General features: G+C 44.1%; 11 protein-coding genes. 9 read left to right on the top strand and 2 right to left on the bottom strand.

Annotated features, from left to right (window positions below; genetic code table 11):
* The first annotated feature begins 67 nt into the window (after window positions 1–67).
* The 3 genes from F9802_RS08595 to F9802_RS08585 all read left to right on the top strand — a co-directional run bounded on the left by F9802_RS08595 (window position 68) and on the right by F9802_RS08585 (window position 4345).
* On the top strand, window positions 68–1732 hold the full coding sequence (locus tag F9802_RS08595; protein WP_152150950.1) for a thiamine pyrophosphate-dependent enzyme: 1665 nt from the start codon (window positions 68–70) through the stop codon (window positions 1730–1732).
* A gap of 64 nt (window positions 1733–1796) precedes the next feature.
* Window positions 1797–3239, top strand: coding sequence for an aldehyde dehydrogenase family protein (locus tag F9802_RS08590; protein WP_152150948.1), 1443 nt, complete (start codon window positions 1797–1799; stop codon window positions 3237–3239).
* A gap of 68 nt (window positions 3240–3307) precedes the next feature.
* The gene (locus F9802_RS08585; protein ID WP_152150946.1) at window positions 3308–4345 is read left to right on the top strand and encodes an aromatic ring-hydroxylating oxygenase subunit alpha; all 1038 of its coding nucleotides are present in this window, start codon (window positions 3308–3310) and stop codon (window positions 4343–4345) included.
* A 96-nt stretch (window positions 4346–4441) separates the two neighbouring features.
* On the opposite strand, the gene F9802_RS08580 is transcribed toward F9802_RS08585, so the two are convergent.
* Window positions 4442–5818, bottom strand: coding sequence for an amidase (locus F9802_RS08580; protein ID WP_225435250.1), 1377 nt, complete (start codon window positions 5816–5818; stop codon window positions 4442–4444).
* A gap of 157 nt (window positions 5819–5975) precedes the next feature.
* Here F9802_RS08580 and F9802_RS08575 point away from each other — a divergent pair, with 157 nt between their 5' ends.
* The 3 genes from F9802_RS08575 (at window position 5976) to F9802_RS08565 (ending at window position 8780) form a co-directional block, all read left to right on the top strand.
* Window positions 5976–6479, top strand: a complete 504-nt coding sequence (locus tag F9802_RS08575; protein WP_152150944.1) for a flavin reductase family protein — start codon at window positions 5976–5978, stop codon at window positions 6477–6479.
* Window positions 6480–6544: 65 nt separating this feature from the next.
* On the top strand, window positions 6545–7201 hold the full coding sequence (locus F9802_RS08570; protein WP_152150942.1) for an MOSC domain-containing protein: 657 nt from the start codon (window positions 6545–6547) through the stop codon (window positions 7199–7201).
* 319 nt (window positions 7202–7520) lie between these two features.
* Window positions 7521–8780 (top strand): RNA-guided endonuclease InsQ/TnpB family protein, encoded by a 1260-nt coding sequence (locus F9802_RS08565; protein WP_152151362.1) that lies wholly within the window; start codon window positions 7521–7523, stop codon window positions 8778–8780.
* Between the two features lie 72 nt (window positions 8781–8852).
* On the opposite strand, the gene F9802_RS08560 is transcribed toward F9802_RS08565, so the two are convergent.
* Window positions 8853–9758: a DMT family transporter gene (locus F9802_RS08560; protein ID WP_152151360.1), complete on the bottom strand. Its 906-nt coding sequence runs from the start codon at window positions 9756–9758 to the stop codon at window positions 8853–8855.
* A gap of 437 nt (window positions 9759–10195) precedes the next feature.
* Here F9802_RS08560 and F9802_RS08550 point away from each other — a divergent pair, with 437 nt between their 5' ends.
* From F9802_RS08550 to F9802_RS08540, 3 genes are all read left to right on the top strand, one after another.
* Complete coding sequence (locus F9802_RS08550) at window positions 10196–10891, top strand: FadR/GntR family transcriptional regulator (RefSeq protein ID WP_152150940.1); 696 nt, start codon at window positions 10196–10198, stop codon at window positions 10889–10891.
* The gene (locus tag F9802_RS08545; protein WP_152150939.1) at window positions 10891–12099 is read left to right on the top strand and encodes a CynX/NimT family MFS transporter; all 1209 of its coding nucleotides are present in this window, start codon (window positions 10891–10893) and stop codon (window positions 12097–12099) included. The genes F9802_RS08550 and F9802_RS08545 overlap by 1 nt, the downstream gene beginning before the upstream one ends.
* 174 nt (window positions 12100–12273) lie before the next feature.
* The gene (locus F9802_RS08540; RefSeq protein ID WP_152150937.1) at window positions 12274–12567 is read left to right on the top strand and encodes a hypothetical protein; all 294 of its coding nucleotides are present in this window, start codon (window positions 12274–12276) and stop codon (window positions 12565–12567) included.
* Window positions 12568–12593: the final 26 nt, after the last annotated feature.

Raw genomic sequence — 12593 nt, 5'->3', positions numbered from 1 at the left:
TTCGAAATGAAGATAAACATAGCTTACTAGAGATAAAAACATGTTCTTGAAAACAGGAGGCTTATTTATGAAAGTTAGTGGAGGTAAAGCAGTCGTTGATGTCATGGTGAAAGAGGGAGTAAAGAAAGCTTTTTGTGTACCCGGTGAAAGCTATCTAGGTGTCATGGATGCGCTTTATCAACATCCCGAAATTGAACTTATTTCAGCCCGTCATGAAGGAGGAGCTTCTTTTATGGCGGAAGGGTATGCCAAGGCATCCGGTGAGGTAGGCGTTTGCATGGCAACCCGCGGAGTAGGGGCTACAAACCTAGGGATCGGAATTCATACCGCTGCCCAGGATTCAACTCCTATGGTTGCACTTATTGGCCAAGTTGAACGACCTTTTAAAGGAAAGGAAGCGTTTCAGGAAGTAAACTTGGCAGACTTCTTCAGTCATTTATGTAAATGGACGGTAGAAATTGATCGTGTAGAAAGAATTCCAGAATTGTTGCACCGGGCATTTCATATGGCGCGTTCGGGGCGTCCAGGTCCTGTTTTAGTGTCTCTGCCGCACGACATGTTAGAAGATGAAGCAGTAATGGCTGATTATTCTTCTTATCAATTGAATCGCCCTTATCCGCATAATGAAGAAGTAGAGCGGGCGGTAGAAGCGATACGACATGCAGAGCGTCCGGTATTGATTGCCGGCGGCGGTGTCATTCATGCGAAAGCCAGCTCACTGCTTACGCAGTTTGCCGAGACAATGAATCTTCCTGTCGTCACCGCTTTCCGCCGGTTTGATGCGTTTCCGAACGTGCATCCTTGCTATGCGGGATGGCTCGGTTTTGGCACACCTTCATATTTGCTTGAGGCAATTCGGGAGGCAGATGTAGTCGTCGCATTGGGGACACGCTTCTCTCAAGTAGGAACACAAGATTACACCTTGCTTTCTGAAAAGACAAAACTGATCCATGTAGATATTTGTCCCGACATTTTCGGGAAAGTGTATGCTCCTTCTCTCGCTATTGAAGCAGATGCCAAGGGTTTCTTAGAGCAGGCGCTGCAAGCAACTGGTTCACAACCAGTTGTATCGGACAATGAGAGAGTAAGAGAATTGCACGCTAAATACATGGAGTTTTCTGAACCGAAGGCTGACTATACGGAAGAATTCGTAGACATGGACGGATTGATGCATGATATTGTTGCCGAGCTTCCGAAGGATACGATTATTACAAATGATGCCGGTAACTTCTTTGGCTGGCTGTCCCGATATTACCGTTTTGAACAGGAAAATACTTACGTAGGACCGACTTCGGGGGCGATGGGGTATGGACTGCCTGCAGCGATTGGAGCAAAGCTGGCACAGCCTCATAAACATGTCGTTTCTTTTTCAGGAGATGGCGGCTTTATGATGACACTCCAAGAGATTGAAACGGCCGTGCGCTATAAAATTCCGACCATATCCATTGTCGTGAACAACAATATTTATGGAACCATTCGAACGCATCAGGAAATGCATTTTCCAGAACGGGTCATTGGAACAGACTTGTCTAATCCAGACTTTGCCGAATTAGCCCGCTTGTTTGGGGCACATGGTGAAAAAGTTGAAAAAAATAGTGATTTTGCGCCAGCGCTGCAAAGAGCGATAGCTTCCGGCCTTCCGGCTGTGATCGAAGTTGCGGTCAATCCAGAGATTTTATCTGTAGGCCAAGATAAGAAAAAAGTACAGAAAAAGCTCGCGTCCAGCAAATAATGGCGGACGTCTAATTGTTGAAATGAAGTTTTAAAAAGAAATGTAGATAACTGGAGGAGAAAATATGCGTTATTTAAATTACATTAATGGACAATGGAAAGAACCAACTACAGGGGAATATAAGGAAAATCTTAGTCCGCATAACGGAGAAAATCTAGGGGAGTTTCCATCTAGTGCGGCAGCTGATTTACATGATGCGGTAGCAGCCGCAAAAGAAGCATTTCCAGCTTGGAAAAACCTTTCGTTTCAACAGCGTGCGGCGTATTTGCAAAAAGCAGCCGACATTTTAAAACAGAATGTGCAGGAAGTAGGCCAAGATCTAATAAAAGAAGAGGGGAAAACATTCGCGGAAGGGATGGGGGAAGCCAATCGTGCCGCCAGCATTCTTGAGTATTATGCAGCGGAGGCACGGCAGCCGCTTGGAGAAGTAATCCCTTCAGCGAATGCGAATACATTTTTGTACACAACTCGTACGCCGCTCGGTCCCGTTGGATTGATTACTCCATGGAACTTTCCTATTGCTATACCTGTATGGAAACTGGCGCCGGCTCTTATTTATGGAAATACAGTCGTCATTAAACCGGCCGATCTTACACCGAAATCGGTCTACCATGTAATGAAAGCATTTGATGAGGCAGGTCTTCCAGCTGGTGTTATCAACTGCGTATTCGGAAGAGGTTCTGTCATTGGAGCTGAATTAGTGGAACATCCGGATGTAAAAGCGATATCTTTTACCGGTTCGAATCAAGTAGGCCAGCAAATTCAAAAACAAGCTGTTGAACACGGGAAGAAAGTGCAAATGGAAATGGGAGGAAAAAATCCGCTCGTCGTCCTCGCTGATGCTGATCTTGAAAGAGCGGTGGAAATTGCTGTCGGCGGAGCCTTTAAATCGACGGGGCAAAAATGCACAGCTACTAGCCGGGTGATTGTCGAAGAAGGAATTTACGAAGCGTTTCGCGATCGTCTTGTCGAGCGTACGAAAGAATTGAAAGTGGGCGACCCACTCAATGAAGAAACATATATCGGTCCAGCTGTATCGAAAGCGCAGCGCGATGGAGTGCTTGAAATGATCGAAGTCGGGAAGTCAGAAGCAACGCTCTTATGTGGAGGCGAGATTCCGGCAGAAGAGGAACTGGCGAACGGATTTTATGTCCAGCCAACGATCTTTGAAAACGTTCCACAAGATGCCCGCATTGCGCGCGAAGAAATTTTTGGACCAGTTATTGCCCTTTTTAAAGTGAAAAATTATGAGGAAGCCGTGAAGATGGCGAATGATACAGAGTTCGGATTGAGCGCAGCCATTTGTACGAATAATTTGTCAGTGGCTCAGCGTTTCATTGAAGAAATCGAAGTAGGACTTGTTCATGTCAATTCGGAAACAGCAGGAACAGAACCGCAACTGCCATTTGGCGGCTGCAAAAACTCAAGCACCGGCAGCCGTGAACAAGGGAAGAGTGCTGTTGAGTTTTATACAGAAGTTAAGACCGTTTATATGGACCGGATGTAACTGGGAATTTAAAAGTTGTAGCGAAGCGGTTTTTTAAAATTAAGTAATTATCAGGAGGGATTTTCATTATGACTACGAAAGAAAATATACAGTTTAGCCCAACGCAACCTTATTCACGATATGTAGATCCGGAGATATTTAATGAAGAAAGAAAAAAGATTTTCGAAAAAAACTGGATATTCGTGGGGCATGCCAGCCAAGTTGAAAAAGTGGGCGACTTCTTGACACTTGATGTTGCCGGGGAGCCTATTATCGTCACTCATGGTACGGATGGTGAGCTTCGGGCTTTCTACAATATTTGCCCGCACCGTGGAATGAAAGTGGAAAAGCGCGACCAAGGAAATAAAAAAGTGCTGCAGTGTGGATACCACGGATGGACATTTAAATTAGATGGCGATGTAAATAGAGCACCCAATTTTAAAACGAATGAGCTGGGGGCACACAGCTGTATGAAATCGATTCGATTAGAAGTTCAGCATTCAATGATCTTTGTTAATCTAGACAAAGATGCTCCTTCGCTTTCAGAAGCATATCAAGAATTTTTAAGTGAAATGAAAAAGTTTTCCTTTTTTGATTCCGTAAAGCTGGTTAGAGAAACCCGCCGCGAAGTGAAGGCGAATTGGAAGTCGGTTATTGATAACTACCTTGAATGTGATCATTGTTCCATTGCCCATCCCGGTTTTGCCAAGTCTTATGACTTATCTAACTTCTGTACCACTACGCATGACAAATTTACTCATCAATATATGGCAGCAAGCAAAAATGCTGATGAAGGTGACCTTGCGCGTTTTTATTGGATCTGGCCAAATATGATGGTTAACGTTTATCCAGGAGACGGCAATGTGAATACGATCCAAGTTATACCTGTTGATGCAGAGACGTCGTTATGTATTTATCGCGATTATTCCCTCGATGAAAAAATAACGAAAGAAAAAGAAGACTATTTTAAATTTGTCGATCAAGTACGCCTGGAAGATTTTCAACTAGTGGAAGAATTGCAGAAAGGCCTGGGCTCCAAGGCATTTGCAAATGGTATCTTTTCTCCAACTGAAAATGCGGCAGTCTATTTCCATGAGCTGATTGAAAAGGCCTTGAAGGATGAATAACTGCACGAGAAAACAGAGCTTGCTAGTAATAATATAAAAGAAAATAACATAACAAAATAACGTGGAAAAAAATCCACGTTATTTTGTTTAGAGTGATTATACAAGCTCAGCTGCTTTATTTCTTTTCTTATAAAACTCTTTTAAAAAACTCTGCTCATACGCAAACCCTGTGCGGATGAGCGTTTTTTCATTATAAGATGCCGCGGCCAGCTGCAATCCGACCGGAAGTCCGTTTGAGGCAAATCCGCTCGGGATCGATAAAGCGGGTTGGCCGGTTAAGTTGAAGACGGCAGGGTAGCGGATCATCGCGTTGAATGTTGTTTCTCTTTTGCCATCGATTTCAAATTCTTCGACGCCGATTTTCTGGGCGGTGTCCGGCAGCGTTGGCGTGGCAATGACGTCGATTTGCTGGAACAGCTGCTCAAATTGTTCAGTGAGTTCCGCTTTTCTTTTTAACGCTTTAATATAATCAAGAGCGGAGAATGTGCGGCTCGCCTCAACAGCGGCGCGGACATCTAGGCCGAACTGATCGATCGCCGTGTTCATGCTATGTTCGTGGATGAAGCCGGCTTCGGAAACAGCAAGGACGGACACTAAAGAGAGGTCGTCCATTGTGAACGGAATATCGATGTCGATAAGCACCGCTCCGAGTGTTTCAAGGTTGTCGAGCGCCTGTTTGTAAAGAGCAGCCGCTTCCTTGTCGATTTGTTCGTTAAAGTAATTTCTCGGGACGCCGACCCGTAAGCCGCGGATGTCTTCCTGCAAGTTCTCAGAATAAGAGACGCCGGTTAACGCTTCCATCATGACAGCTAAATCATCGACATTTTTTGTGAGTGGTCCGACGTGATCAATTGACCAGGAAATGTTTTTGACACCAGACGCATCGACTAAGTTATATGTAGGTTTTAAGCCGACAACGCCGCACGAAGCGGCCGGAATACGGATCGACCCGCCTGTGTCAGTGCCGATCGAAGCGGCGCAAAGAGAAGCCGCAACAGCTGCTCCGGATCCGCCGCTTGATCCACCCGGCGTATATTCTTTATTCCACGGGTTTCTGACCGGTCCGTAAAAAGGGTTGTTCGACGTGATGCCGAATGCGTACTCGTGTAAATTCACTTTTCCGAGATTTACCGCGCCTTCCCGCTGAAGCGTGCGGATGGCGCCGGCATCGGTATCCGGGATAAAATTCTCTTCGATTTTCGATCCGCTCGTCGTTCGAATGCCTTTCGTGTACAAGTTGTCTTTATAAGAAATTGGCACGCCTTCAAGAATGCCCGTCGATTCATTCGCTAAAAATTTTTTCTCGGAGATTTCCGCCTGCTTCAACGCTTGCTCGGTACATATCGTAATGTACGCGTTCAAGTCTCGATTTTGGTTGATCCGGTCTAAATAAGACTGTGTCACTTCCACCGGCGAAAACTCTTTCTTTTCAAAGCCTGCTTTCAGTTCACGAATCGTTAAGTTCCTCATCATCCATCCCCCTTATAGTTCAATAGTCCACCTCCCTCATCGTAGCATATTACTGATCAGAAAAGATCAAATATTAAAATAAATCGAAGTATTTTTGCTCTGTTTTTCCCTATTCTTTGATACAGTAATAGTAGTCAGTAAAAAGGGGGAGAGATGGAAAATGGAGAAAGCGGAACAGCAAAACTTGTTTAAAGAAGTGATGGGGAATTATCCGACGGGCGTAACTGTGGTGACCGGGGTGGCGGAAGATGGAACACCGGTTGGTTTGACGGTGAATTCGTTTGCGTCTGTTTCTCTTGATCCGCTCATGGTGCTCTGGTCGATTGACCATAAAGTGTCGACGATTAAAGCGTTCACGGAAGGCGGCAAATTCGCTGTCCACGTCCTGGCAGGCGAACAGCAGGAGCTTTGCAAAACGTTTGCAAGTAAAGGTGTTGACCGCTTCAGTACGTGCAAATGGGAAATGTCCGAAGGCGGCCTGCCAATTATTGAAGAGGCGTTCGGCGTACTCGAATGTGAGACTTTTAAAGCGGTGGAAGCGGGTGACCACACGATATTGATCGGCAATGTGACGAATATCCATCTTGATAAAGAAAAAGACCCAATGCTTTACCACCGCCGCTTCTTCGGCCCGATTCCGGCAGGATTTTATACGGAAAAATAATAAAACAGCGCCCGCTGGCCAGTTGCAGCGGGTTATTTATTTTAAAAGACGGGAGAAGAGAACAGATGGAAAACAGCAAGATCGAACTCGTAAATTTCGCTGTAAGTATGCCGAAAAAGATGAAATACGGCACAGGTAAAGAAATGGAAACGGGGATTTGTAAAGATACAGTGGAAGAAGCTTTTTTATCAAAGCAAGGGTTTCGCGGCGATGGAGTGGGTGATTTACGCCATCATGGCGGTCTTGACCGAGCTGTTTGTATGTATTCATACGAACATTATTCACTTTGGAATCAAGAATTTCAAACGTCATTGCCTCTTTCGGCATTCGGTGAAAACTTGACTGTTACAAATATGCTGAAACGCGATGTTTGCATAGGAGCTGTGTATCGATTAGGAGATGCTGTTATTCAAATCACACAAGGCAGAATTCCGTGCAGCACGATCACAAAGAGGACCAATATCCCGCATCTTTTAAAAAGAATAGTCGAGACTGGATTTACTGGTTACTTGTGTCGCGTTCTTAAGGAAGGAATTGTTAGAAAAGATTCTGATATCACACTAATAGAACCGCACCCGAAAAGAGTGTCTATTCTTTTCGGGAATAGAGTTTATTTTGACAAGCATCAAGGTAGAGAAGGAATCCAAAAAGTATTAGAAGTAGAGGAATTAGCTGATGACTGGCGCGAAAAGTTAGCTGGACGGTTAGACAAGTTAATATAAATCCTGTATATAGTTCATGTAGAAAAGTGTCCAGGAACGGTACTTTTTTGTGGTTTTATAACTTTCTAAAGAAAAAATAATTGGAAAACCCGTCTTACATATTTACATGAAAGGGGTATTGTTACCATTTACTATAGCTTTTCCGAACGAGAAAACCCATGAAGGGCGTTAGTCCGCCTTTAGGCATGGGGTGATAGGGAGGCCGGTCAAGGGATAACATTGGCTATCCTAATTTACAGAAATTTCACAAAAACAAAATAGATATCCACCTCTAATTGCCATATAATGAATATATAGCAGGGAGATGAAACGATTGACCATGTATGTAACGCAAAGTAATCAAATTAGAGGTCTGTCCAAAGAACAATTCAAACAGTTAAAAGAGATGTGTCACTATGCAAAGAACTTGTACAATGTGGGGTTGTACAATGTTCGTCAACATTACTTTACAGAAAAATCTTTTCTAAAGTACGAAAGCAATTATCATGTATCGAAGACGAATGAGAATTACAAGCTTCTTCAAGCTGGAGTTTCTCAACAAATTTTGAAAGTCGTCGATCGTTCTTTTAAAAGCTTCTTTAATTTAATGAAGAAAGCCAAAAAGGGCGAGTATCGTTTTCGGGACATTAAAATACCAAAGTATTTAAAGAAAGACGGACTGTTCACGCTCATTTTCTCTACAAATGCCATGGCCATTAAAGATGGATATTTTCGTGTACCTGTATCCAATCTATATAAGAAATTGAATTCGGAATACAAAGATATTCTGATTCCTTTCCCTTCAAGGTTAGAAGGAAAGAAGATGAAGGAAGTTCGGATTGTTCCTCGAAACAATGGGCAGTTTTTCAATATTCAATACGTGTATGAACAGCCGTATGAAACAACAGAACTAGATGTTGATAAGGCATTAGCCATTGATATAGGACTCAATAATCTCGCTTCTTGTGTAGATACAGACGGGGCATCCTTTTTAGTGGATGGGAAAAGACTTAAATCAATTAACCGTCTGTATAATAAGAAGAAAGCAAGATTGCAGTCTGTTGCTATGAAACAAGGAATGAAATACACGAAGCAAATAGGTTCCATCACTTTGAAGCGAAATAAACAAGTAAATGATTACATGAAAAAGAGCGCGAGAATCATCATTAATTACTGTTTAAAAAACAAAATAGGAAATCTCGTCGTTGGGTACAACGACGATTTTAAAAGAAACATCAACATTGGCAAAAAGAATAATCAGCAATTCACTCAAATTTCTTTTGGCCATCTTCGAGAACAGCTTCTCCATCTTTGTGAGAGATATGGAATCGAATATGTGGAACAAGAAGAATCCTATACAAGCAAGGCGTCTTTTTTTGATAATGACCACTTACCTAAATGGAAACCAGCAGATGAAGAAAAACACATTTTTAGCGGCAAACGTGTCAAACGTGGTTTGTACCGCACATCTACTGGATATGAACTAAATGCTGACGTAAATGGAGCTTTAAATATTTTACGCAAAAGTAACTTGATGGATTGCAAAATCTTACAAGCTAGAGGGTGTTTGGCTCACCCACTAAGAATAAGGGTCGTTTGACCAAACTTCTTTTAAAGAATCCTACCGAAATACTGTAAAGTATGAGGCTTGTGGCTTTAGCCGTGGGAGAAGTCAACCGAGGGCAATTTCCTTTTGGACCTTCCGGATATAAAGATTGTTGGCAATTAAGCTCAGAATGACAATCATCATTCCTGCCAGTTCAAATAGGCTCAGTTCATATCCTTGAATGACTGATATGACGAAGGTCGTGACCGGCAGCAAATTCATAAAGACAATGCCGTTAATAGGTGTTAGGATTTTATTCCCGGCATTCCAGCTGAACACAGCTAAAACCCCTGCAATTAATGATATATAGATGAGTGCTCCCGATATATCACTAAACATTTTGATAGTTGGAACATCCAGCCAGCCCATTAAAGTAGCGCCGGTAACAATCACTATAATCGAAAGATAACCGTAAATAGAAGTGACTGTTGTATAACGAAGAGGTGACCAATCTGGAAATGAGCTGCCGCCCGATGTATAAATAACCCAACAAACAGCCCCAATTAAAATAAGAAAGTTCGCAAACAAATTTCCGTCTTTTGAAAAAAAGATCGTTATATCTCCTTTTGAAATCACCATGACCACTCCGACAAAAGCTGTCAGCATAAACAAGAACGTTAAAGGCTTTGGTGTGGTCTTTTGGGTGATCCAAATAACAATGACACCTAATAGCGGCTGAGTCGCCATTATTACCGCCGCAATGACAGTGCCAGAAGGACCGGCCAGCTGCTGACCTAAAAACACGAGAAAGCTAAAACCCGCAAAACCCATCGTACCAAGAAACAAGACTTCTTTTAATCGTCCCTCTACTTTCAGATGTTCTTTCCCCTCTGTCATGATTAACCAAAATACAAAAACGATCGAAACTGAACCGTAGCGAAACAATGTAATGTAAAAAGGGTCCATAATTTTTAAAGCGTCTGCCATAACTGGGTACATTCCTCCCCAGGTAAGAACGGCAAATAAACACATAATGATACCTAGTGGAAATTTATCCGCTTTCAATTAGTTCATGTCCTTTCCTTTCTCAATTTTCTGAGTTTTCCTCCACTTTGTCACATGATGTCATTCTTTTCAACCTTTAATTTTGGCTGTTTTCGCAAACTTTGTTTCTATATTACCAAGTAGTACGGATTGGTTGATTTCCGCTGCAGTTGATCGCTTTCCGCGGGGCGGGCGGTGAGCCTCCTCGGCGTAAACGCCTGTGGGGTCTCACCTGTCCCGCTTCTCCCGCAGGAGTCTCGCACTTCCGCTCCAATCAACCTTCAACAGTTTTTGTTTTAAAAGCAACAATCTCTTAGAAAAGAGCCTTAATTTTTTCGATGATGGAGTCAAACGGATTTATATTTATTTGAACATATGATAAGATTACCTACGAACCAATCATCCTACAATTTTGAGGTGTAAGTATGAAGATTGAAAAAACGAATCGCATTTCTCTTGTGGAGCAGGTAGTTTCACAAATGGAAAGTTTAATAGAATCCGGTGCGTGGGCAGTCGGTACTCGGCTGCCGCCGGAAATGGAATTAATGGAACGGTTTGATGTAAGCCGCAACACATTGAGGGAAGCGGTGCGCGCCCTCGTTCACGGCGGCCTTTTGCAGACGAAGCAAGGGAGCGGAACCCGCGTTTGTTCATCCAGCGTTCTAGGGGCTGCCATCGAGCGGCGCCTGCATAAATCAAACTTGCTGGAAACGCTGGAGGTCAGGCACGCGCTCGAGCGGGAAGCAGCGAGATTAGCGGCTGTCCGCCGAAGTGAAGAAGATGTGCAGCAACTGCGCTTGCAAATGGACGCTTGTCTCAAAGCGATTCAAGCAAACGATCACCAAGCTTATGTAGAAGCAGACATCCAGCTGCATCAAGTCATTGCAGCAGCATCTCATAACAACCTGTTGATCGATTTGTATGAACATATGACGGATGCTCTGCATTCCTCCGTTCGTAACTTAGTCGAACTTACTTCTTGTACGGATGTCCATCAACGCATTCACGGGAAGCTCGTAGATGGCATTATTGCACAAAATGAAGACGGGGCGGCTGAAGCGGTCAATGAATATATGGCTCATTTAAAAGAAACGCTGTCTAAAAGTTTGGAGGAATTATAATGGGTGAGCCGCAAGCAGTCGAACAGCAAGGAAAAACAAGCTCAAAAATAAAATTGGGAACAGTGCTGCTGATTATCGGCATTATTTTTATCGGGGCTAACCTTAGAGCCCCTTTGACTTCGGTCGGTCCGTTAGTGCCCGTAATCCGGGACAATTTAGGAATTTCCAATGCGGCAGCCGGTACATTAACGACTGTGCCTTTGCTTGCTTTTGCGCTTTTATCTCCGTTTGCCCCGCGCCTCTCCCGCCGATTTGGGGTGGAACTGACGTTATTCGTCTCTTTGATCGCCCTGACGGCGGGTATTGTGCTTCGTTCCTCAGGGGGAGTGGGCGTATTATTTGCGGGGACGGTTTTGCTCGGCTTGGCTATTGCGATTGGCAATGTCTTAATGCCGGGTTTGATCAAACAGCATTTTGCGCAGCGCATTGGAGTAATGACAGGCGTCTACGCCGTTTCGATGAATTTATGCGGAGCTGTAGCGTCCGGTCTTAGTGTGCCTCTTGCTATGAGTGCCGGTTTTGGCTGGACCGGCGCCCTTGGGATCTGGGCCGTCCTGTCGTTGAGTGCGGTTTTATTTTGGCTGCCGCAATTAGGCCGTCAAAAGAAGGCGGCGGGAGCAGCAGGGAAGAGTCAAAGCACCCGTTTATGGCGTTCCCGGCTAGCCTGGCAAGTCACTTTGTTTATGGGGCTGCAATCGCTGATCTTTTACACGGTGATCGCTTGGCTGCCGGATATTCTTCAACAAAAGGGGCTTGATGCAGAATCAGCAGGCTGGATGCTGTCTTTCATGCAGTTTGCCATTCTTCCGTTTACGTTTATCGTTCCTGTATTAGCGGGGCGGATGCAAAGCCAGCGCGGCATGGCCGCTGTGACCGCTGCTTTATTCATCGCCGGATTAGCCGGTATTTTGTCGGGCGGCAGTTTGCTCCTCCCATTGTGGATACTGATGATCGGTATTGCGGCAGGATCAGCATTTAGCTTATGTATGATGTTCTTTAGTCTTCGCACGCAAAGCACACAAGAAGCGGCAGAATTGTCGGGCATGGCTCAGTCATTCGGCTATCTTTTAGCGGCTGTCGGACCAGTATTGTTCGGCTGGCTGCATGACGTTACACACGGCTGGACCATTCCTTTACTCATGCTCATTGCAGCATCGGCACTTATTTTTGTGCTAGGACTGTCTGTCGGGAAGAAGAAATTTGTTTGAAGAATAGGTAAAAGGGCAAGGGGTTTTTTCTTGCCCTTTTAAGCGTCTTGAATATTTCTATTTTAAGATCGTCGTCTGTTTTCTAAAAGATGCTTAAACAAGTCAGGCTGCAGATACCAATTCTAGCCGATTAGCATAAGTTATAGTAAACGAAGAAGCAAAGAAGGGAAGCGTATGAACGAAGGCACAGGAAACAGTCAAAGCCATGAAGAACAGAATAAGACCGAGCATCTGGAGAGGGTGAGCGAGTCATTATTTCTTATTGGAGATACGCTGGCAACCGTCGGGGGGATTATTTCTTATGCGGGACTGCTCTTAGATTTCGAAGTTAGCAGAAGAGAGAGGATCCAAGAGAAGATGGAGGAGAAACAGAGCGAGTTACAGCAACAACAACTGGATCAGCAGCTCGAAAAAATGCAAAAACAAATCGACCAACTCCAGAAACAAATGAAGAAGCAGCCCTATTGAAAGCCGGTTCAATCTGTGCGCACTGA

The sequence above is a fragment of the Bacillus aerolatus genome, assembly GCF_009183655.1.
Classification (GTDB): Bacteria; Bacillota; Bacilli; order Bacillales; family Domibacillaceae; genus Pseudobacillus; species Pseudobacillus aerolatus.
Note: the sequence above shows the minus strand (reverse complement) of the source record. Positions and strands in the feature narration are given on the sequence as shown.

What these genes read in the sequence shown, in the direction of transcription:
- F9802_RS08590 (WP_152150948.1), top strand. Translation starts at nt 1,797, where the DNA reads ATGCGTTATTTAAATTACATTAATGGACAATGGAAAGAACCAACTACA.
- F9802_RS08560 (WP_152151360.1), bottom strand. Translation starts at nt 9,758, where the DNA reads ATGTGTTTATTTGCCGTTCTTACCTGGGGAGGAATGTACCCAGTTATG.
- F9802_RS08570 (WP_152150942.1), top strand. Translation starts at nt 6,545, where the DNA reads ATGGAAAACAGCAAGATCGAACTCGTAAATTTCGCTGTAAGTATGCCG.
- F9802_RS08580 (WP_225435250.1), bottom strand. Translation starts at nt 5,818, where the DNA reads ATGATGAGGAACTTAACGATTCGTGAACTGAAAGCAGGCTTTGAAAAG.
- F9802_RS08550 (WP_152150940.1), top strand. Translation starts at nt 10,196, where the DNA reads ATGAAGATTGAAAAAACGAATCGCATTTCTCTTGTGGAGCAGGTAGTT.
- F9802_RS08585 (WP_152150946.1), top strand. Translation starts at nt 3,308, where the DNA reads ATGACTACGAAAGAAAATATACAGTTTAGCCCAACGCAACCTTATTCA.
- F9802_RS08545 (WP_152150939.1), top strand. Translation starts at nt 10,891, where the DNA reads ATGGGTGAGCCGCAAGCAGTCGAACAGCAAGGAAAAACAAGCTCAAAA.
- F9802_RS08540 (WP_152150937.1), top strand. Translation starts at nt 12,274, where the DNA reads ATGAACGAAGGCACAGGAAACAGTCAAAGCCATGAAGAACAGAATAAG.
- F9802_RS08565 (WP_152151362.1), top strand. Translation starts at nt 7,521, where the DNA reads ATGTATGTAACGCAAAGTAATCAAATTAGAGGTCTGTCCAAAGAACAA.
- F9802_RS08575 (WP_152150944.1), top strand. Translation starts at nt 5,976, where the DNA reads ATGGAGAAAGCGGAACAGCAAAACTTGTTTAAAGAAGTGATGGGGAAT.
- F9802_RS08595 (WP_152150950.1), top strand. Translation starts at nt 68, where the DNA reads ATGAAAGTTAGTGGAGGTAAAGCAGTCGTTGATGTCATGGTGAAAGAG.